Source organism: Rhodobacter sp. NTK016B (assembly GCF_017303295.1).
GTDB lineage: Bacteria > Pseudomonadota > Alphaproteobacteria > Rhodobacterales > Rhodobacteraceae > Pararhodobacter.
In genome coordinates, this window is sequence record NZ_JAFKOK010000003.1 from 214,089 (window position 1) to 232,862 (window position 18,774).

21 protein-coding genes are annotated in these 18,774 nt (G+C 64.9%); 5 read left to right on the forward strand and 16 right to left on the reverse strand.

What is annotated here, in order from left to right; genetic code table 11:
* Positions 1 to 253 precede the first annotated feature (253 nt).
* On the forward strand, positions 254 to 538 hold the full coding sequence (locus JI664_RS05405) for a DUF1294 domain-containing protein (RefSeq protein WP_207012703.1): 285 nt from the start codon (positions 254 to 256) through the stop codon (positions 536 to 538).
* A 1-nt stretch (position 539) separates the two neighbouring features.
* Here the strand turns inward: JI664_RS05405 and JI664_RS05410 are convergent, their stop codons facing one another.
* The 5 genes from JI664_RS05410 to JI664_RS05430 form a co-directional block, all read right to left on the reverse strand.
* A complete protein-coding gene (locus JI664_RS05410) occupies positions 540 to 1,592 on the reverse strand; it encodes a threonine aldolase family protein (RefSeq protein WP_207012704.1) in 1,053 nt (350 codons plus the stop codon).
* Positions 1,592 to 2,080: a YcgN family cysteine cluster protein gene (locus JI664_RS05415; RefSeq protein ID WP_207012705.1), complete on the reverse strand. Its 489-nt coding sequence runs from the start codon at positions 2,078 to 2,080 to the stop codon at positions 1,592 to 1,594. Before JI664_RS05415 ends, JI664_RS05410 begins: the two co-directional genes overlap by 1 nt.
* Positions 2,081 to 2,120: 40 nt before the next feature.
* The gene (locus JI664_RS05420; protein WP_207012706.1) at positions 2,121 to 2,702 is read right to left on the reverse strand and encodes a GNAT family N-acetyltransferase; all 582 of its coding nucleotides are present in this window, start codon (positions 2,700 to 2,702) and stop codon (positions 2,121 to 2,123) included.
* Between the two features lie 72 nt (positions 2,703 to 2,774).
* Positions 2,775 to 3,701 carry a bifunctional riboflavin kinase/FAD synthetase gene (locus tag JI664_RS05425; RefSeq protein WP_207012707.1) on the reverse strand — a complete coding sequence of 309 codons (927 nt, stop codon included), beginning with the start codon at positions 3,699 to 3,701 and terminating at the stop codon, positions 2,775 to 2,777.
* Positions 3,702 to 3,746: 45 nt separating this feature from the next.
* Entirely contained in the window at positions 3,747 to 4,232 is a 486-nt protein-coding gene (locus JI664_RS05430; RefSeq protein ID WP_286173868.1) for a MaoC family dehydratase, read from the reverse strand.
* Positions 4,233 to 4,466: 234 nt separating this feature from the next.
* Here JI664_RS05430 and JI664_RS05435 point away from each other — a divergent pair, with 234 nt between their 5' ends.
* Positions 4,467 to 5,675, forward strand: a complete 1,209-nt coding sequence (locus JI664_RS05435; RefSeq protein WP_207012708.1) for a CynX/NimT family MFS transporter — start codon at positions 4,467 to 4,469, stop codon at positions 5,673 to 5,675.
* A gap of 15 nt (positions 5,676 to 5,690) precedes the next feature.
* On the opposite strand, the gene JI664_RS05440 is transcribed toward JI664_RS05435, so the two are convergent.
* Entirely contained in the window at positions 5,691 to 6,254 is a 564-nt protein-coding gene (locus JI664_RS05440; protein WP_207012709.1) for an NADPH-dependent FMN reductase, read from the reverse strand.
* Between the two features lie 111 nt (positions 6,255 to 6,365).
* On the reverse strand, positions 6,366 to 7,247 hold the full coding sequence (locus JI664_RS05445) for a TIGR01459 family HAD-type hydrolase (protein ID WP_207012710.1): 882 nt from the start codon (positions 7,245 to 7,247) through the stop codon (positions 6,366 to 6,368).
* A gap of 117 nt (positions 7,248 to 7,364) precedes the next feature.
* Between JI664_RS05445 and JI664_RS05450 the strand changes: the two genes are divergently transcribed.
* The gene (locus JI664_RS05450) at positions 7,365 to 8,600 is read left to right on the forward strand and encodes an aminopeptidase (protein ID WP_207012711.1); all 1,236 of its coding nucleotides are present in this window, start codon (positions 7,365 to 7,367) and stop codon (positions 8,598 to 8,600) included.
* A gap of 167 nt (positions 8,601 to 8,767) precedes the next feature.
* Here the strand turns inward: JI664_RS05450 and JI664_RS05455 are convergent, their stop codons facing one another.
* Both JI664_RS05455 and tkt read right to left on the reverse strand, forming a co-directional pair.
* Positions 8,768 to 9,232: a GNAT family N-acetyltransferase gene (locus JI664_RS05455; RefSeq protein ID WP_207012712.1), complete on the reverse strand. Its 465-nt coding sequence runs from the start codon at positions 9,230 to 9,232 to the stop codon at positions 8,768 to 8,770.
* Positions 9,233 to 9,410: 178 nt separating this feature from the next.
* Positions 9,411 to 11,423 (reverse strand): transketolase, encoded by a 2,013-nt coding sequence (gene tkt, locus JI664_RS05460; RefSeq protein ID WP_207012713.1) that lies wholly within the window; start codon positions 11,421 to 11,423, stop codon positions 9,411 to 9,413.
* A 211-nt stretch (positions 11,424 to 11,634) separates the two neighbouring features.
* Here tkt and JI664_RS05465 point away from each other — a divergent pair, with 211 nt between their 5' ends.
* Positions 11,635 to 12,162 (forward strand): hypothetical protein, encoded by a 528-nt coding sequence (locus JI664_RS05465; protein ID WP_207012714.1) that lies wholly within the window; start codon positions 11,635 to 11,637, stop codon positions 12,160 to 12,162.
* Positions 12,163 to 12,175: 13 nt separating this feature from the next.
* Positions 12,176 to 12,547 (forward strand): cell division protein ZapA, encoded by a 372-nt coding sequence (locus tag JI664_RS05470; RefSeq protein WP_207012715.1) that lies wholly within the window; start codon positions 12,176 to 12,178, stop codon positions 12,545 to 12,547.
* Between the two features lie 6 nt (positions 12,548 to 12,553).
* On the opposite strand, the gene JI664_RS05475 is transcribed toward JI664_RS05470, so the two are convergent.
* From JI664_RS05475 to JI664_RS05505, 7 genes are all read right to left on the reverse strand, one after another.
* Positions 12,554 to 13,243 carry a hypothetical protein gene (locus JI664_RS05475; protein ID WP_207012716.1) on the reverse strand — a complete coding sequence of 230 codons (690 nt, stop codon included), beginning with the start codon at positions 13,241 to 13,243 and terminating at the stop codon, positions 12,554 to 12,556.
* A gap of 174 nt (positions 13,244 to 13,417) precedes the next feature.
* Entirely contained in the window at positions 13,418 to 13,777 is a 360-nt protein-coding gene (gene grxD / locus JI664_RS05480; RefSeq protein WP_207012717.1) for a Grx4 family monothiol glutaredoxin, read from the reverse strand.
* 78 nt (positions 13,778 to 13,855) lie between these two features.
* Positions 13,856 to 14,152: a hypothetical protein gene (locus tag JI664_RS05485; RefSeq protein WP_207012718.1), complete on the reverse strand. Its 297-nt coding sequence runs from the start codon at positions 14,150 to 14,152 to the stop codon at positions 13,856 to 13,858.
* A gap of 23 nt (positions 14,153 to 14,175) precedes the next feature.
* A complete protein-coding gene (locus JI664_RS05490; RefSeq protein WP_109532438.1) occupies positions 14,176 to 14,418 on the reverse strand; it encodes a BolA/IbaG family iron-sulfur metabolism protein in 243 nt (80 codons plus the stop codon).
* A 76-nt stretch (positions 14,419 to 14,494) separates the two neighbouring features.
* The gene (locus tag JI664_RS05495) at positions 14,495 to 15,001 is read right to left on the reverse strand and encodes a hypothetical protein (RefSeq protein ID WP_207012719.1); all 507 of its coding nucleotides are present in this window, start codon (positions 14,999 to 15,001) and stop codon (positions 14,495 to 14,497) included.
* Between the two features lie 163 nt (positions 15,002 to 15,164).
* The gene (purL, locus tag JI664_RS05500; RefSeq protein ID WP_207012720.1) at positions 15,165 to 17,327 is read right to left on the reverse strand and encodes a phosphoribosylformylglycinamidine synthase subunit PurL; all 2,163 of its coding nucleotides are present in this window, start codon (positions 17,325 to 17,327) and stop codon (positions 15,165 to 15,167) included.
* Between the two features lie 442 nt (positions 17,328 to 17,769).
* Entirely contained in the window at positions 17,770 to 18,675 is a 906-nt protein-coding gene (locus JI664_RS05505) for a LysR family transcriptional regulator (protein WP_207012721.1), read from the reverse strand.
* Positions 18,676 to 18,774 lie beyond the last annotated feature (99 nt).

Below are 18,774 nucleotides of genomic sequence, written 5' to 3' on the forward strand. Positions count from 1 at the left end.
CTGACGTTCTGTCTGAGCCGGATATACAGGTTCGACTGTGGCAGAGAAAGGGCGAAAACTGCTATTTCGCAAGGCGTTAGCGCAAACCCTGAGGGGCGGATTCGTGTTTGCGATAACGCGGTGCAGCACGCCCGCTTTCCGGGCGCCATTGCATTGCCAGTCGTCGCATCCTAAGAGGGCGCGATCGGCCCGGCCGTCCCCTTTCGCCCTGCGCCTTGTCGCTCTTCGACGCATCCGACCTCGGCAGCCCAAAGTGTTCCAGATCCTCGCCCTTATCTACCTTGTCGTCGTGAACGTGGCCGCGTTTGCGGCCTTCGCGCGCGACAAGCGGCTGGCAATCGAGGGGCGGCGCCGTGTACCCGAGGACCGGCTTCTGGCGCTGGCCTTTCTCGGCGGCTCGATCGGCGCGAAGATCGCGCAGATGAGCCTGCGTCACAAGATCCGCAAGGAACCCTTCCGCCAGCAGCTGAATGGCATCATTTCGGTGCAGATCGTGGCGCTCGCGGCGGCGTTCGCCATCGCCTATCTGGCGCACTGAGTTACAGCGCGCCTTTCAGAATCTCAACGAACTCGGACACATGCGCTTCGGTCGTCGACCACGAGGCCACCAGCCGGCATTGATGGGGGTGATCGGGGCCGGCGCCTTCGGGCGGCGGGGCAGGCCAGTCGTAGTAAACCGCGCCCGCCTTGCGCAACGCCTCATGCGCCTTGAGCGGGAACTCGGCGAAAAGGATATTGCCGCCTCGCGGATGCACCAGCCGGGCACCGGCCTCGCGCAGGCCCACTTCCAGCGCCTCGGCGCGGGCATTCGCGGTGGTCGCCAGATCGCGCCAGAGATCGTCGGTCAGATAGGCCTCCATCTGTGCGCTCAGATAGCGATGCTTCGAGAACAGATGCCCGCCGCGCTTGCGCCGCAGCTCGAATTCCCATGCCTTGGCCGGATCGAAGAAGACCACCGCCTCGACGCCCATCAGCCCGTTCTTGGTGCCGCCGAAGGACAGCACGTCCACGCCCGCTTTCCACGTCATCTCGGCCGGGCTGCAGCCCTCGGCCACGATGGCATTGGAGAAACGCGCGCCGTCCAGATGCACGGGCAGGCCATGCGCCTTGGCAATGGCGCAAAGCCGTGTCACCTCGGCCACCGAATACCGCGCGCCGCGCTCGGTGATGTTGGTCAGGCTCAGCAGCCCTTTCTGCACATGGTGCACGCCTTCGGGCGCGTTGGCGAGAACCTGCTCGAACTGGTCGGCGTCGATCTTGGCATCCGGCCCGTCCAGCAGCGTCAGCTTCGCGCCGCCCGCGTAGAATTCGGGTGCGGCGCACTCGTCTTCCTCGATATGGGCGTGGCGGTGGCAATAGATCGTCTGCCACGGCTGGAGATAGCTGGCGATAGCCAGCGAATTGGCGCTGGTGCCGGTGGCCACCAGATAGATGGCCGCGTCCGGCGCCTCGAACAGGGTGCGGATCTTGTCGCGCACCCGGTCCATCAGTGCATCGGCGCCATAACCCAGGGCAAAGCCGTCATTGGCCGCGCCGATCGCGGTCAGAACCTGCTCGGGCACGCCCGAAGTGTTGTCAGAGGCCAGATACATCACAGCTCCTCGTCGATGATGTGGTCTTCCCAATCGTCCTCGGGGACGTCGAATTCGGGCACGGTGCGATCCCTGACCGAAATGCCCGCCCGGTGCGCCGATTGCGGATCGCCGGTGATCAGCGGATGCCAGTCGGCCAGCCCGCGCCCCTCATTCAGCCGGCGATAGGCGCAGCTTCTGGGCATCCAGTAGGTCACTTCGTCCAGCGTATCGGGCGTCAGCACCACGCATTCGGGCACGATGGTCTTGCGGATCTCGTAATTCGCGCAGCGGCAGGTGGAATCGTCGAACAGGCGGCAGGCGATATTGGTGAAGAATACCTCGCCGGTATCGGCGTCCTCAAGCTTGTTGAGGCAGCACTTGCCGCAGCCGTCGCACAGCGATTCCCACTCGGTGGGGGTCATTTTGGAAAGCGGCACGGTTTCCCAGAAACGGGGGCGTGGCGCGTCGGGCCGGGCAGGGACCGTGGAAGAGGGGGCCTTTGTCATGCCGCGACCCTGTACTTTTCGCCGCCGAAAGAAAAGGGGGTCACAGCACCCGGCGCATCAACGGACGATTGGGTTTCTGCCGCGCCACGGTTTCAAAGCCCGCCGCTTCGAAAACAGCGGTCGAGCCGACGAACAGCCCCACCGATTTCGACTGTTTGGCATGGTCCATCGGGCTGGCTTCCACAAGCCGCGCGCCGCTGGCCCGGGCATGGTCGATTCCCGCGTCGATCATGACCCGGCTCAGGCCCCGGCCCCGAAAGGGCGCACGCAGGAAGAAACAGCTAATCGCCCAGACGCCGGGATCGTCAGCCGGGCCGTCGGGCAGGGGTGTGGACGAGCGTCGCGGATTGTTCCATTGCGGCACCCGGGCGCGCGGGCCGATCTGCATCCAGCCTGCTGGCGCATCGTCAAACCAGAGCAGCAGGCCGGGCGGCGGGCCCTCGGCAATCCGCGCCATCATCAGATCGTGCTTATCCCCGGCACTCATCGCTGCGCGGTCCTTGGGGGGCAGCAGGAAATAGGTGCACCAGCATCCGTAGCACGCGCCGCTCGGGCCCATCACGGCCTCGAAATCGGCGCGGTATTCGGGCATGAGCGGACGGGTAACGGCGGCGGTCTGCATCGGGAACTCCTGCGGATGTTCCGCAAGTGTTCTTGTTTCGATTGCGCCTGTCAAGCGTGTGTGCCCGCAGGATTACTCGCGGGTGAGGATGGTCCGGGCGCGCTGGCTGTCGTGGTCCATCTGCTCGATCAGGGCGGGCAGCCCGTCGAAGGTCATTTCGGGGCGCAGATACTCGACCAGAGCGACCGAGAGGTGCTGATCATAAAGATCGCCCGCGAAATCAAAGAGATGGACTTCGAAATTCGGCGTGTTCTGGCCAAACATCGGGCGCACGCCAAGACTGGCCACACCGTCATGGAAGCCCCGATGCGCGCCGCCCAGCACGGCGACCTTGACGGCATAGACCCCAAGCTTGGGCAGATGCAGCCGGTCCACCATCATATTGGCCGTGGGATACCCCAGCGCGCGACCGCGTTTCTCGCCATGCACGACGGCGCCGTCGATGCGGTGGTAATGGCCCAGCATTTCGGCGGCATCGCGCGGACGCCCCTCGGCCAGAGCCGTGCGGATCGCGGTCGAGCTGATCGCGCCATCCTCGCCGCCGATCAGCGACTGCACGCTGACCGCGAAACCCATTTCCTGCCCCAGATCGGCCAGCATTTCGGTCGTGCCCGCCCGCGCCTTGCCGAAACGGAAATCCGAGCCGACGACAACGTGCTTGATACCCAGACCGTTGACCAGAACCTCGCGCGCGAAGGCCTCGGGCGGCAGCGCGGCAAGGTCGAGCGAGAAGGGCAGCTCATACAGGATATCGACGCCCACCTTTTCAAGCCGGTTACGCCGCGACTCGGCGTTCATCAGCCGGAATGGCGGGGCGTCGGGCGCGAAGACTTCGCGTGGATGGGGTTCGAAGGTGATGACGCCCAGAGGCATGCCGGGACGACGCGCGCCCTCGATCACCGCCTGATGGCCCAGATGGACACCGTCGAAATTGCCCATCGCTGCAGACGCACCCTTCTGGGTCTCGTCAAGGCCGGTCCATGAAGTGACTATCTGCATTCTGCCCCGCGGCACCCGCCGCGGCTCCCGCAGGGGATGGCGGCCTCAGTCGAACTTGCGGCTGGGCGCCAGAACCAGCGCCTCGCCCTTCAGAACGGTGGTATTGCCCACCGTGCAGCGACATTCAAGGGTAACGCGGCGCTTGGCATACTCGATCTCGCGCACGGTGACCTCGGCCAGCACCACGTCGCCGGGACGCACCGGGGCCAGAAACTTGAGCGACTGGCCCATATAGATCGTGCCGTGACCCGGAAGCTGTTCGCCGATCACCGCGCTGATAAGGCCCGCCGTCAGCATGCCATGCGCGATACGTCCTTCGAAAATCGTGTCCTGCGCATAGGAATCGTCCAGATGCACGGGGTTATGGTCGGTCGAGACCTCGGCGAACAATTCGATATCGCGGTCGGTGATCTCTTTGCGCAGATAGCGCGAGAGACCGATTTCGAGATCCTCGATGCAGATCGTGCCGCGGGGCAGATTGTCGTTCGGACGGCTGTCAAGCATGGCGCGGGTTCCGGTTTGATGTCCCATGGGGCTCACTTGTGTGCTGCAGTGCAACATAACGCCGGCCGGGGACGAAATCAACACGGTTGAGTAATAATAGGTCGCATGTTGCCATAAAGTCGAAATTTAATTGCGCGCTCATTCTGGCGCGAAGGCCGGTTTGCGCGGCCATAATGCTGAACAGATGTAGAATCCCCCCGGAAACCGCGCTACCCATGGCGCCAGGGACGGAGGGGCCGTGAACGGCCCGAGGAGGGGCCAATGAGCGAGCGCGCCAAAACCGCATGGCTGGCGGTGGGGATCATGACCTTTGCGGGGGCGATGTGTTCGGCCCATGTGGGGAAATTGCCGCCCGCGCTGCCGCTTATCCGAACGGATCTGGATTTCGGACTGGTGGCTGGCGGCTTCGTGTTGTCGATGTTCAACGCGGTCGGCATGACGCTGGCCGTGCTGTTCGGCGGCCTTGCGGACCGGACGGGCCGGATGCGGATGGTGGGCTTTGGGTTCGCCTGTCTGGTTCTGGGCGGGATCATCGGTGCCACCGCGCAGAGCGTCGAGGCGATGCTGCTGAGCCGCTTCATCGAAGGCGTGGGTTTCGTCTCGGTCACCGTCTGCCTGCCCTACGCGATGGTCGCGGCCTCGGCCCCGCGCGATCAGGGTATGGTGCTGGGGATCTGGAGCATCTACCACCCGACCGGCATGGCGATAACCATGCTGGCCGCGCCTATCATGCTCTGGGCCTTCGGCTGGCGCGGAACGTGGTGGTTTCTGGCGGTCGTCTCGCCGCTGGTGGCATGGGCGGTGCTGAACCAGATGCGCAAGCTCGATCTGCCCAAGCCCTCGGGCGCGCCCTTCCTGCATCTGGCGCTCGATGCGCTGCGCACGCGGGGCTTCCAGCTGATCGCGCTGGTCTTCTGCGCCTATGCGTTCCAGTGGGTGACGCTGATGTCGTGGCTGCCGACCTTTCTGACCGAAAGCTTTGCCTCGGACCTGTCCTTTGCGGCGCTGATGACGGCGCTGGTGGTGCTGATCAACGCGCCGGGCTGTCTGTTCGGCGGATGGGTGATCCGGCGCGGGGGCCGGACCGGGCCGATGATCCTGACCGGGACGGCGGTCATGGCCCTGTGCACGCTGGGGATTTTCCTGCCCGGTCCGCCCGTCTGGCTCAGGATCGTGCTGGCGCTGGTCTTTTCTTTTGCGGGCGGGCTGATCCCGCCGGCGCTGTTCACCTGCGTGCCGCGCTTTGCGCCCTCGCTGCGCCATGTCAGCGCGGGCAACGGGATGCTGATGCAGGGCTCGTCCATGGGTCAGTTTATCGGTGCGCCGATGGTCGCGGCTGCCGTCTCCTTCGGCGGTGGCAACTGGGTCTGGGCGCTGGGTCCGATGCTGGTCTTCTGCGCGATCACCGCCGTGGCGGGCCACCTGCTGGGCAGGCAGCCCGCGCCCGATAGCGTGGCATTCAGCAGGTAACCTTAGCGGATGGTTTTAGCGAATGGTCTTGAGGGCGGTGCCCCATTTGACCAGTTCCGACAACATGCCCTCGGCGCCTTCGACCATCTTGTCGTTGGCCTCGAATACGCCTTTTTCGTTGATGCTGTCGGCGAACATCGGCAGCGGCACGACCTGCTGGATCGGCATCACGCCGTTATTGACCAACAGCATGCGCAGTTCCTGAGACGAGCGCAGCCCGCCCGAAATGCCGCCATAGCAGACCACGCCCGCGACCTTGTACTTCCATTCCTGACTCAGGCACTGGATCGCGTTGACCAGCGAGGCAGGGGCGAAGAAATCGTATTCCGGCGTCACGAAGATCAGCGCGTCGGCGCCTTCGATCGCCGCGCTCCAGCGTTTCGTGTGATCGTGCTCGTATTTCTTCATCGCCGGGTGGTTCGGCTCATCAAGCAGCGGCAGCCCGATCTCGGCCAGATCGACCAGCTCGACATCGAACGCGTCGTTCTTGCGGGCGAGTTCGTCGATCCAGCGGGCAACGGCAGGGCCTTTACGGGTGGGGCGCGTGGACCCGATAATGATTTTCAGCGAAAGCGTCATGATCTCTCCTTGTCTGTCCGGCAAAAGGCCCGGCGCGCAGGGGGCCGGGCTTTTCGCAATGTCGGGTTGTTAAGCGTCAGTTAGCCCGCGGCACCCCGCAAGCAAGACCGCTCAGCGCAAGCGGCCGATGGCGTAACGCGGATGCAGATCCTCGGCCTTGAGCCATGTGTCCAGCAAACCGGCATCGGGGGCCGCGACATCCGCGCCGAAACGCTCGGCTTCCAGCCCGCCGGTGACGAAAAGCGCGTCGATCCCTTCGGCCTGTGCGCCGCGAATATCCGTGCGCACGCCGTCGCCAATGGCCAGAACCGCGTCGGGCTCGTATGTCAGGCCCTTTTCGGCAAGGATATTGCGCGCCAGATCGTAGATCGGCGGATACGGCTTGCCGAATTGCAGAACCTCGCCGCCCATTTCGGCGTAAAGCTCGGCCAGCGCACCGGCGCAGGGGATGCGGGTATCGCCGAAATCGACCATCAGATCGGGATTGGCGCACAGCATGGTCAACCCGCGCGCCTTGGCGCTCAGGAAGCGGCCGCGATAATCCTCGGGCGTTTCGTTGAACTCGTCGAAGGGGCCTGTGCAGATGATGCCCTCGGCCTCGTCCAGCTCGACGCGCTCGATGGGCGGCTGGTCCTGCAGCCAGTCGGGGATGATGCCGAACAGATCCTCGTCCTTGCCCGGCCCAAGATGCCACAGCTTACGCCCGGCGGCGCCTTGCAGCATCGCCACCTGCGTCGCATCGCCCGAAGCGGCGATGGCGTCATAGGCATCCTCGGGCAGGCCCATCTGGTCGAGCCGCTTCTTCACCGAATGCCGGGTGCGTGGCGCGTTGGTCATCAGCACGACGGTGCCGCCCTTGGCGCGAAAGGCTTGCAGCGCGGCCACGGCCTCGGGGAAAAGCGCCTTGCCGTTATGCAGACAGCCCCACAGGTCGCAGTAGAGCACGTCATAGGGGTCCGAGATCTCGGCAAGCGATGCGATCAGCTGGGTCATAGGGGTCCTTTCGTGACGCCGTTCCGCCGTGAAGGGGGACACGCATTGACGGGGGGCAGGGCGGGTTTATCCTTCCCCTGATGCCGGGGCAACGCCCGGACGAAAAAAGGTAACGCAATGCAAGACCCGATCGATCCCGTCAAACTCGACCGCCTGGCAGAAGTCGCCGTCAAGGTGGGGCTGAACCTGCAGCCCGGCCAGGACCTCGTGCTGACCGCGCCGGTCAGCGCCCTGCCGCTGGTGCGCCGGATTACCGAGCATGCCTACAAGGCAGGCGCGGGCGTGGTGACGCCGATCCTGTCGGATGACGAGGTGACGCTGGCGCGCTACCGCCATGCGCGCGACGAGAGCTTCGACAGCGCCGCGTCGTGGCTCTATGACGGTATGGCCGCCGCCTATGACAACGGCGCGGCGCGGCTGGCCATTGCCGGGGGCGACCCGATGCTGCTTGCCAACGAGGATCCCGACAAGGTGGGCCGCGCCAACAAGGCGATGTCGATGGCCTATACCCCCGCGCGCGAGCGCATCACCCGCTTCGCCACCAACTGGAGCATCGTCGCCTGGCCCGATGCCGCCTGGGCGCGGCTGGTCTCGCCCGATCTGTCCGAGCATGACGCGCAGCGCCTGCTGGCGGACGCGATCTTCGCCGCCTCGCGCGTCGATGACGGCGATGCGGTCGCGCGGTGGGAGGCGCATAACGCTGAACTGAGCCGCCGCTCGGCATGGCTGGACGGACAGAATTTCTCGGCCCTGCATTTCACCGGGCCGGGCACCGATCTGCAGGTCGGTCTGGCCGAAGGGCATCGCTGGCTCGCCGGCGCGACGGCCAGCACCAACGGCATCACCTGCAACCCCAACATCCCCACCGAAGAGGTCTTCACCACGCCCGATTGCCGCCGGGTTACGGGGCATGTCTCGGCCACCAAGCCGCTGTCGCATCAGGGCACGCTGATCGAGAACATTCAGGTCCGGTTCGAAGAGGGCCGCATCGTCGAGGCCAAGGCCACCAAGGGCGAGGCGGTGCTGCAGAAGGTGCTCGATACCGACGAAGGCGCGCGGCGGCTGGGTGAGGTGGCGCTGGTGCCGCATGGCTCGCCGATCTCGCAATCGGGGATGCTGTTCTACAACACGCTGTTCGACGAGAACGCCGCCAGCCATATCGCACTCGGCCAGTGCTATGCCACCTGTTTCCAGGGCGGCGAGACGATGGCTGCGGACGAGGTCGCGCGTCGGGGCGGGAATTCCAGCGCGATCCATATCGACTGGATGATCGGCTCGGACCAGATCGATGTCGACGGCATCACCCAGTCGGGCGAGCGCGTGCCGGTGATGCGCAAGGGCGAATGGGCATGAGCGGGTGGTGCGTGCCCAGCACGCACCCTACGCCGTTGTCTTATACTGGGAACGGATGCCTGTTGTCCTGACGCTGTAGGGTGCGTGCTGGGCACGCACCGCTCCGGCAGACAGGACAGAAAGCCGCCCCGGGGGGCGGCTTTTGTCATCGGTATCAGGTGCGGCCCTCAGTCGAGGCGCATATGGATATTGGCGTGCGGCAGACCCTCATCGTCACACGCGCGCCGGGAGACCTCGCGAAACCCGTAGCGCCGGTAGAAGCGCAGGGCCCCGGCATTCTCGGCATAGACCTCGAGCTCCAGCGCGTTGCGCCGGGCCCGGGCGTGGTCCAGAAGCGCGCGGCCTATGCCGCGTCCCTGTGCCTCGGGCGCGACGAACAGCCCGCCAATGAAGTCGCCCAGCAGGCTGATGAAGCCCAGAGGATGGCCATCTGCGGCCTCGGCCACGAAGGTTTCGGCCATCGGCAGATAACGCGTTTCGATCAGTGTTTGCTGCTCTTCGAGCTGCGCGCGGCCCAGAAAGCCATGCGCCCCGAGCGAGGCTGCAAGCCATAGCGCAGACAGCGCCTTGGGATCGCTTGCGCGATTGTTTGCCGGGTCATAGGCCCGGATCGTCTGGATGGGATTGGTCATGTTTCATCCACAGAAAATATCAATACGGCGGCACACCCATGGGGCGGCCGGGTTCTCAGCCGTCTGACGGCTCAGCGCTGATTTCTGTGCATGAAACTCCTTCTTCCGGACCCTCGCTTTCCGAGGGGGCAGGGCACCCGGCGTGACAGCCGGGTGCCCCATAATGATCGCCCGACGCTTACAGCAGCGCCTTGGCTTTGGCCACCGTCGCCTCGGCGGTGATGCCGAACTTCTCATAGAGCGTTTCGGCGGGCGCCGAGGCACCGAACGAAACCATGCCCACGAAGTCCGATTTCTTGGCCCGCTCGCCCAACAGCCAGCGGTCCCAGCCGCCGGCGCGAACCGCGGCTTCGATCCCCACGCGGACCGGGCCCGCAGGCAGGACGCGCTTGCGATACGCCTCGTCTTGCTGCGCGAACAGCTCCATGCAGGGCATCGAGACGACCCGCGTACCGATGCCTTCGGCTTCCAGCATCTCGCGCGCCTTGAGGGCGATTTCGACCTCGGAGCCGGTGGCGATCAGGATCACGCGGCGCTTCGCCTCGGCCTCGGCCAGCACATAGGCGCCCTGGCTCACGAGGTTCTTCGAGGTGTTCTGCGTGCGCGCCTGTGCCACGCCCTGACGCGAGAGCGAGATCACCGACGGCGTCGTCTTCTGCTCCAGCGCGCATTCCCAGGCCTCGGCCGCCTCGACCACATCGGCGGGGCGGAAGACCAGCGTGTTGGGCGTGGCGCGGCTGATCGCCAGATGCTCGACCGGCTGGTGGGTCGGGCCGTCTTCGCCCAGACCGATGCTGTCATGCGTCATGACATAGACCACCGGGATCCCCATCAGCGCCGACAGGCGCATCGCGGGGCGGGCGTAGTCGGTAAAGGCCATGAAGGTGCCCGAATAGGGCCGGATACCGCCATGCAGCGCCAGACCGTTCATCGCCGAGGCCATGCCGTGTTCGCGGATACCCCAATAGACATAGCGGCCCTTGCGGCTTGCCACGTCGAACGCGCCCAGATCGTCGGTCTTGGTGTTGTTCGAACCGGTCAGGTCGGCCGAGCCGCCCATCGTGTCTGTGACGATCGGGTTGATCGCTTTCAGCGCCACTTCGGACGCCGCGCGGGTCGCCATCTTCTTGGGCGTCTCGATCGCGTCGCGTTTGACCTTGCGGATCGCGGCGGTCAGGCGCTTGGGCAGCTCGCGTGCGAAGATGCGCTCGAACTCGGCCTGTTTGGCCGGGGCGAGGGCGACCATGCGGGCTTCCCAGTCCTTGCGCTCCTGGGCGCCTTTCGCACCGATGGCTTCCCATTCGGCCTTGATGTCGGACGGGATCTCAAAGGCGCCGTGTTCCCAGCCATAGACCTTGCGGGTATCGGCGATGAGCTGGGCGTCGGTCAGCGCGCCGTGGCCTTTCGAGGTATCCTGCGCCGACGAGCCCACGGCGATATGCGTGGCACAGGCCACCATCGCGGGACGCGGCGAGGCCTTGGCCTCGGTGATGGCGCGGTCGATATCGGCGGGGTCATGGCCGTCGCATTCGAACACGTCCCAGCCCGAGGCCGCGAAGCGCGCCTTCTGGTCGGTCACGTCCGACAGCGAGACCTTGCCGTCGATGGTGATGCCGTTGTTGTCCCAAAGCACGATCAGCTTCGACAGCTGGTGACGCCCGGCAAGGCCGATCGCCTCCTGGCTCACGCCCTCCATCAGGCAGCCGTCACCGGCGATGACATAGGTGTAGTGGTCCTGCACCTTGGCGCCCCAGCGCGCGCGCAGATGCTCTTCGGCCATGGCGAAACCGACCGAGTTTGCGATGCCCTGACCCAGCGGGCCGGTGGTGGTTTCGACCCCCTTGGCGTGGCCGTATTCCGGGTGACCCGCGGTGATCGCGCCCCATTGGCGGAAGTTCTTGAGCTGCTCAAGCGTCATGTCCGCATAGCCGGTCAGATGCAGCAGCGAATAGATCAGCATCGAGCCATGGCCCGCTGACAGGATGAAGCGGTCGCGGTCGGCCCAGTCGGGCGCAGAGGCGTCGAACTTCAGATGATTGCGGAACAGCACGGTGGCGACATCGGCCATGCCCATCGGCATGCCCGAATGCCCGGAATTGGCCGCGGCGACCGCGTCCATGGCCAGAACACGGATGGCGGTGGCAAGGCGCCAGTGATCGGGGTGCGTGTCTCGAAGCGTGGCGATTTCCAAGGCAGCGTTCCTTCACGGTGGGGAATGTTAGCGCAGGCTCTTAACAGGGATCGGACCAAGATCAAGCGTAGCAGGCAGGAACTGGCGCGCGAAGGGCGCTGATCGGTTGGAAAGGCGCGATTTTCAACCTATTCTCGGACAAAACTATTCCGGACCCGCGGGCGGCATGATTCGTGTGCCGCGAGAACCGGGCTGTCTCGAGGAGAAGCACATGAGCGATCTGGCTCCCGTTGAACGCAGGCTATCGGCGGCGCTCGACCGGATTGCGTTCCAGTTGGAAAAGGGGGCCGCGAAAGCGGCGAAAGGGTCGGTCTTCGGGCTGGGCCGTCCGGCCGAGGCCGCGCCCGATCCCGAACAGGCGGCCACCATCGCCAGCCTGCGCGACGCGCTGGAAAAGGAACGTGCGGCCAATTCCCAGCTTTCCGAGCGGGTGCATCAGGTCAAGCAGCGGCAAGAAACCACGATCGGGCAGCTTGAACGCCGTCTTGCGCGGCTGACAGAACAGCTCGATCTGCAGAGCCTCGAAATGCTGCGGCTGAAAAAGGCCAATGCCAAGCTGATGGAATCGAATACGGCCCTGCGCGAAGCGCAGATCGAAGGCTTCCCCGACGCCACGCTGATCAACAAGTCGATTTCGGCCGAATTGGAAGCGCTGCAGGCTGAACGCCGCGCCGAGATGGCCGAGATGGAAGAAATCCTGTCGGAATTGAAGCCGCTTCTTGCGGCGGATGCGCGCTGAGCCGGAGGCCCCCATGCCCAACGAAACCGTTACCATCGGCGGCAAGAATTTCGATGTCGCCTGCCAGCCGGGCGAAGAGCATTACCTGCGCGCCGCCGCCGCCCTGCTCGATGCCGAGGCGACGACGCTGATCGGCCAGATAGGCCGGTTGCCGGAATCCAAAATGCTGCTGATGGCGGGCCTGATGCTGGCCGACAAGACCGCCGGTGCCGAAGACCGCGTCAAGCAGCTCGAAGCCGAGATGGCCGAGCTGCGCGCCGAGACCGAACGTCTGCGCGCCACGCCCCCGACCAGCGCGCCGACCCTGCCCGAGGGCACGCTCGAACGCATGGCCGATCTGGCCGAGCGGGCCGAGGCCATGGCCGAGGATCTCGAAAACCGCTGAGCCGCGTCAGCGCCGGATCTCGGCTTTCAGCCGCCGCGCGGTCTCGATCAGCGTATCCAGCGCCTCGGGCTCGGTCACTTCGCGCGCCAGACGCAGCTGCAGGCCGTTTTCGGTGATCATCACCAGCGGCTGCTCGCCCTTGCCGAAGACCGACAGCGCGCGCTCGGCGGCAGCGGCATCGAACCATGGCGCGGGATCGACGCTGGCGAGGATCGTCAGGTCCAGACCCGGCGGCACCGGCTGTTCGTCGATCTCGCCCAGATACTCGCCGACATCGTCGCCCAAAATCCGTCCGATCAGCATTTTGCCGATTGAATTGTCGAAGATCCCCGCGAAGGTGCTTGCGGCCTGCGCCATGCCCTCGCGCATTTCCTGCGCATAGATCGCGATACCGCCGGGCATACGGGGATCGTCGAACTGAACCACCGCGCTGCCGCCCGAGCGGCTGCGGCCATTGCCCGATTGCTTCTTGTAGCGCCGCTTGACGATCAGCGTCATGCCTTGATGCGGGTCCTCGAACAGCGCCTCGGCGCCCTTTCCCCGGATCGTGCGGTAATCATGGGTCAGTCCATGCGCCTCGGCATAGGCCCGGTAGCCGGCCTTGATCTGCTTGTTGCGCTGGATCGACCGCCAGATCATGACGCCCATGAAGGCAAACATCGCCGCAAGGCCGATAAAGGTGATCGTCGCTTCCATTCCGTGTCTTTCCGTCTCAATCGTCGTCTTACAGGGCCGCGCGCCTTCGCGGCCACTGCAACCGCCCATAAGTAGCCGGGGCAGGGCGCGCGGTTCAATCGTCACGGACCGGGACACGAAAAAAGGCCGGTGCGCTGCACCGGCCTCTTGTTTCTGAACCCGAAGGCGGTCGCCTCAGGTATTCGCTTCGCGGATCTTGTTCGCGGCGTCCTTGTCATAGGTCACGCCCTTGGCGTCGAACAGCTGGTCCAGCTCGCCCGACAGCGTCATCTCGGTGATGATATCGCAACCGCCGACGAATTCGCCCTTCACATAGAGCTGCGGGATCGTCGGCCAGTCCGAGAAATCCTTGATGCCCTGACGCACATCGGGATCGGCCAGCACGTCGATATCGGTGTACTCGACCCCCATGAAGTTCAGGACACCGGCGACGCGGCTGGAGAACCCGCATTGCGGCATGGTTTTCGAGCCCTTCATGAACAACACGACATCGGTGCTGTCGACTTTCTCGCGGATCTGATCCTGAACGCTCATCTTGGGTCCTTTCCTCGGTGCGCTGTCGGGCGCGTGTTTCTGTGCGGGCCGGAAACGATGTCCGGCGCGATTGTGGTCTCAGATAATCCCGAAATCGCGGGCGAGAAGCCCCGACCCGGCAAAGATTGCAAGCCCCAGCACGATCGCCGTGACCCGGCGCAGGCGCTCGCGTCCGGCGGTGAGGGGTGTCAGACGCCAGAGCCAGAACACGGCCAGCCCGGTCAGCGCCAGATGAAAGACCCGCGCCATGGCGATATCCGGCGGCGCCATCTCGACCTCGGGCCCGGTGATTGCGGCGTGGGCAGCCAGCCCGATCAGCGCCGCCGCGTTGAGCATGGCCAGCCGCCAGCCCGACGGATCGCGGCTCTCACGCATCGCTCTTCCTGCGCGGCTCGGGCTCAATCCGGGGCCTTGGTGGTCAGCGCCAGCGCGTGCAGGTCGCCGTTATGGCCGTCCATCTTGCCTTTGAGCGCGGCATAGACGGCGCGCTGCTGCTGGACCCGGTTCTGGCCCTTGAAGCTGGGATCGATCACCTCGGCGGCGTAGTGATTTCCGTCGCCGGCAAGGTCAGTGATGGTGATCTGCGCCGAGGGAAAGCTCTCGCGCAGCAGGGTTTCGATTTCGGTCGCCGAGATGGGCATGCGCGTCTCCTTGAGTTGAGACAGATGTAAAACCCGGTGGGTTTGGGTGCAAGTCCCGGCTCCGGCGCCCAGCGCGTTAAACATGCGCCCTGAGGGATGCCAAAAAGGCCCGCAGCCGCTTATCAAGCCCTGATGCGGCATGCGCGCGCAAGGTCTCCGGCGTCCAGCCGGCCTCAGGCGCATAAGCAGCGCGCAACGCCGAGCGCTCGCTCGCAAGCGCATCGGGCAGGGTCAGACGCTCTGCCGCCACCAGAAGTTCCAGCGCGGCATGGACGCGGTGCAGCAGGGTCAGCGCCTCGGCCATCGGGGCGCGCAGGCTGGTATCGTTCTGCCAGTCGGCGCCCGCGAAGATTTCGCCCACCACCCGTTGCCCCGCGCCTAGGCAATCGTAAAGCCCACAGCCGCGAAACCCCTCGGTTTCCAGCCGGTCATGGATCGTGCAGGCATGGCCCGACAGGTTGGGGCAGGGATGCAAAGCGGGCTTGTCGAAGGCGAAAGCCTCGCCCTTGTCGAAGGGCAGCGCCATGCAGCACAGCGCCGCGCAGGCCGAGCAATCGGGGGTGAGATCGGGAAGATCGTGCATGACCTCCCCCTGCCGCGCCCCGCAGGACGAAACAACCCCCATTTTCACTTTGCCGGAAATACTCACGGGGATTTCTAAGGGGGGCGTGCCCCCCTTGGAGCGGGGGGCGCGGGGGGCTTGCAGCCCCCCGCCGTGCCTCAGTTCCGTCCCGCGTGACGGTCGGTCAGGAAATCGCCGCCTCGAACGCCCCGCGATAGAGCGCCGACAACTCGGCCAGCGGGGCCGAGGATCCGCCGACGCTGAACGTATCGCCGCCGAACTTGCCGACCGAGGTCAGCGTGACGCCGGCCGCGCTGGCCGCGACCATCAGCGCTTCGGCCCGGTCGAACGAGCAGGCGACGAGATAGCGCGCCTGATCTTCGCCGAACAGGAACTCGGTCGTCGCGGCGTCGAGGCTCACGCCGATCCCGGCGCCTTCGGCCATCTCGAAGGCCGCCAGCGCGATACCGCCATCGCCCAGATCCGTCGCGGCGCTGAACAGCGCGCGGTTGGCGCGCAGGAACTCGCCATTGCGCTTCTCAGCGTCCAGATCGACATGCGGCGCGTCGCCGTCTTCGCGGTTGAACACTTCGGCCAGAATCGCCGACTGGCCCAGATGGCCCTTGGTCTGGCCGATCACCAGCGCGAAATCGCCCAGAACGGGCTGGCCCGCGATCAGCTCGTCAAGGCTGTCGAGCAGCCCGACCGCGCCGATTGTCGGCGTGGGCAGAATCCCGGTGCCGTCGGTTTCATTGTAGAGCGAGACGTTCCCGGACACGATCGGCATGTCCAGCGCCGCGCAGGCTTCGCCGATGCCTTTGATGGCGCCGACGAACTGGCCCATGATCTCGGGCTTTTCGGGATTGCCGAAATTCAGGTTGTCGGTGGCGGCGAGCGGCCGCGCACCGACGGCGGTCAGGTTGCGATAGGCTTCGGCCACTGCCTGCTTGCCGCCCTCGACCGGGTTCGCCTTGACGTAGCGCGGGGTGACGTCGCTGGTGAAGGCAACGGCTTTCTGCGTGCCATGCACCCGCACCACGCCCGCGCCAAGACCCGGCACGCGCACCGTGTCGCCCATGACCATGTGGTCGTATTGCTCCCAGACCCAGGCCTTGTGGGCGTAGTTGGGGCTTGCGATCAGCGCCTTCAGCCCGTCCACCGGGTCGATCTGCGCGACCGGTTCCAGATCGGCAGCGTCGGGCGTCTCGACCCAGGGGCGGTCGTATTCCGGCGCTTCCGAGGACAGTTTCGACAGCGGCAGATCGGCCTTGATCTCGTTGCCATGCAGGATCAGAAAGCGGTCTTCGGCGATGGTTTCGCCGACGATGGCGAAATCGAGATCCCATTTCTCGAACACCGCGCGCGCTTCGGCTTCCTTTTCGGGATGCAGCACCATGAGCATCCGCTCTTGGCTTTCCGACAGCATCATCTCATAGGCGGTCATCGCTGCTTCGCGCTGCGGCACGGCATCGAGCTGCAGCTTGACGCCCAGCTTGCCCTTGTCGCCCATCTCGACCGCCGAACAGGTCAGGCCCGCGGCCCCCATATCCTGAATCGAGATCACCGCGCCGGTCTGCATCAGCTCCAGAGTGGCTTCCATCAGGCGCTTTTCGGTGAACGGGTCGCCCACCTGAACCGTGGGGCGCTTTTCCTCGATCGTGTCGTCGAATTCGGCCGAGGCCATCGTTGCGCCGCCGACGCCGTCGCGCCCGGTCTTGGCGCCCAAATAGACGACCGGCATGCCGACGCCCGAAGCGGCCGAGTAGAAGATCTTGTCCGCATCCGCCAGACCCGCCGCAAAGGCGTTCACAAGGCAGTTGCCGTTATAGCTGGCATGGAAGCGCACTTCACCGCCCACATTCGGCACGCCGAAGCAATTGCCGTAGCTGCCGATGCCCTCGACCACGCCCTTGACGATATGCGCGGTCTTGGGGTGGGACGGCAGGCCGAAGCTCAGCGCGTTCATCGCAGCGATGGGGCGGGCGCCCATCGTGAACACGTCGCGCAGGATGCCCCCCACGCCGGTCGCCGCGCCCTGATGGGGCTCGATATAGGACGGGTGGTTGTGGCTCTCCATCTTGAAGATCAGCGCCTGACCGTCGCCAATATCCACCACGCCCGCATTCTCGCCGGGACCACAGATCACCTGCGGGCCCGTGGTGGGCAGCGTGCGAAGCCATTTCTTCGAGGATTTGTACGAGCAATGCTCGTTCCACATGGCCGAGAAGATGCCCAGCTCGGTGAAGCTGGGTTCACGGCCGATGATCTCGAGGATGCGATCGTATTCGTCGGGCTTCAGGCCGTGGGCTGCGATCAGGTCGGGGGTGATGGCGGGCTCGGTGGTCACGGGCGAGGTCTCCAATGCTTGGGGGCGTCATAGGCCAAGCGATGCCCAAGGAAAAGCGCCGCCTGTTCCCGATCCCGCCTGCCACGGCATTTTTTCGGCTTTTTCGCCTTCCGCGCGCATCTCTGGCCCGGTGCGCCGGTCATGTCGCGTGCCGCGTCGGCTGTCGGGACGCTGTGCCTTGTAGCGACCTCGGTGTTTTCAAACTGCCCGCTTCTTGGGCGTATCCCCGAGTCGCCCTGCAGGAATGCCAAAAAAAAAGGCCGAGCAAAGCTCGGCCCAAGTCCAACAGGGAGGTAAAGATACATGACAGAGCCATGCATCTTGAAAACTCAAATAATCGAGTCGTTGCATTCGTTCAATGATTTCGTTGCTGCGCTTGCATCATAGCCGTGATGCGTTGCATGCATGCCTCACTCAAGGCGCGCAATCTGGGGGAGAGCCATCAGAGATCTGCTGCCGTCACACGTTGCTTGCGATAGGCGATCACGCCCTCCAGAACGAAGTCGCGGAAGGCCGCGATGCGCTTGGAATGGCGCAGCTCTTCGGGATAGGCGAGGAACACCGGGACATCGGCGCTTTCCACATCCGGCAGCACGCGCACGAGCTGCGGAAAATCCTCGGTCAGGTAATCGGGCAGAACGCCGATGCCTAGATGATTGATCACCGCCTGCAGCACGCCGAAATAGTTGTTCACCGTGAAGGTGGTGCGGATCGCATGCGTCATCAGCTCGCGCACCAGGGCCGCACCGGCCGACACCTGATGGGCATTGGCATTCTGGCAGACCAGCCGGTGACGCGCCATTTCCGGCAGCGTCTGCGGCGTGCCGTTTTCCTTCAGGTATTCGGGCGAGGCATAGAGCCGCATTTTCACGCCCATCAGCCGCTTGCGGATCAGGTCCGCCTGGCTGGGTTCTTTCATGCGGATGGCGACATCGGCTTCGCGCATGGGCAGGTCCAGAACCCGCTCTTCCAGCATCAGGTCGATCTTCAGTTCAGGATACTTGGCGTAGAGCGAGGGCAGGCGCGGCGCCAGCCACAGCGTGCCGAAAGCGGTGGTCGAGGTGACGCGCAGTTCGCCATACACCTCTTCCTCGCTGTCGCGGATGCGCGCGGCGGCGGTGTCGAGCCGCTTGCTCATCGCCCGCGTCGCGTCGAACAGAAGCTCGCCCTGTTCGGTCAGGATCAGGCCGCGCGCGTGGCGATGGAACAGCGTCGTGCCCAGCGATTCTTCCAGACCGCGGATCTGACGGCTGACCGCAGACTGACTCAGTCCCAGCGTATCGCCGGCATGCGTGAGACTGCCCGCGTCCGCGACCGCGTGAAAAATTCGAAGTTTATCCCAATCCATCGCGGAAAATTCTGTTTGAGGGGCCAGCCGTGCCGTGCATGAAGGTGTCTATCGGAACGTTCTCGCCGACGAAAGCTAAGAATTCCATAGCAGGGGCTG

Coding starts and splice junctions, on each gene's coding strand:
- JI664_RS05420 (WP_207012706.1), bottom strand. CDS start 2,702: ATGCAGACCGCCGCCGTTACCCGTCCGCTCATGCCCGAATACCGCGCC.
- grxD (WP_207012717.1), bottom strand. CDS start 13,777: ATGAGCGTTCAGGATCAGATCCGCGAGAAAGTCGACAGCACCGATGTC.
- JI664_RS05430 (WP_286173868.1), bottom strand. CDS start 4,232: ATGGGACATCAAACCGGAACCCGCGCCATGCTTGACAGCCGTCCGAAC.
- JI664_RS05475 (WP_207012716.1), bottom strand. CDS start 13,243: ATGGAAGCGACGATCACCTTTATCGGCCTTGCGGCGATGTTTGCCTTC.
- JI664_RS05465 (WP_207012714.1), top strand. CDS start 11,635: ATGAGCGATCTGGCTCCCGTTGAACGCAGGCTATCGGCGGCGCTCGAC.
- JI664_RS05455 (WP_207012712.1), bottom strand. CDS start 9,232: ATGACCAATCCCATCCAGACGATCCGGGCCTATGACCCGGCAAACAAT.
- JI664_RS05435 (WP_207012708.1), top strand. CDS start 4,467: ATGAGCGAGCGCGCCAAAACCGCATGGCTGGCGGTGGGGATCATGACC.
- JI664_RS05410 (WP_207012704.1), bottom strand. CDS start 1,592: ATGTATCTGGCCTCTGACAACACTTCGGGCGTGCCCGAGCAGGTTCTG.
- JI664_RS05505 (WP_207012721.1), bottom strand. CDS start 18,675: ATGGATTGGGATAAACTTCGAATTTTTCACGCGGTCGCGGACGCGGGC.
- JI664_RS05450 (WP_207012711.1), top strand. CDS start 7,365: ATGCAAGACCCGATCGATCCCGTCAAACTCGACCGCCTGGCAGAAGTC.
- JI664_RS05485 (WP_207012718.1), bottom strand. CDS start 14,152: ATGCGTGAGAGCCGCGATCCGTCGGGCTGGCGGCTGGCCATGCTCAAC.
- JI664_RS05490 (WP_109532438.1), bottom strand. CDS start 14,418: ATGCCCATCTCGGCGACCGAAATCGAAACCCTGCTGCGCGAGAGCTTT.
- JI664_RS05470 (WP_207012715.1), top strand. CDS start 12,176: ATGCCCAACGAAACCGTTACCATCGGCGGCAAGAATTTCGATGTCGCC.
- JI664_RS05445 (WP_207012710.1), bottom strand. CDS start 7,247: ATGACCCAGCTGATCGCATCGCTTGCCGAGATCTCGGACCCCTATGAC.
- JI664_RS05495 (WP_207012719.1), bottom strand. CDS start 15,001: ATGCACGATCTTCCCGATCTCACCCCCGATTGCTCGGCCTGCGCGGCG.
- JI664_RS05440 (WP_207012709.1), bottom strand. CDS start 6,254: ATGACGCTTTCGCTGAAAATCATTATCGGGTCCACGCGCCCCACCCGT.
- JI664_RS05415 (WP_207012705.1), bottom strand. CDS start 2,080: ATGACAAAGGCCCCCTCTTCCACGGTCCCTGCCCGGCCCGACGCGCCA.
- JI664_RS05425 (WP_207012707.1), bottom strand. CDS start 3,701: ATGCAGATAGTCACTTCATGGACCGGCCTTGACGAGACCCAGAAGGGT.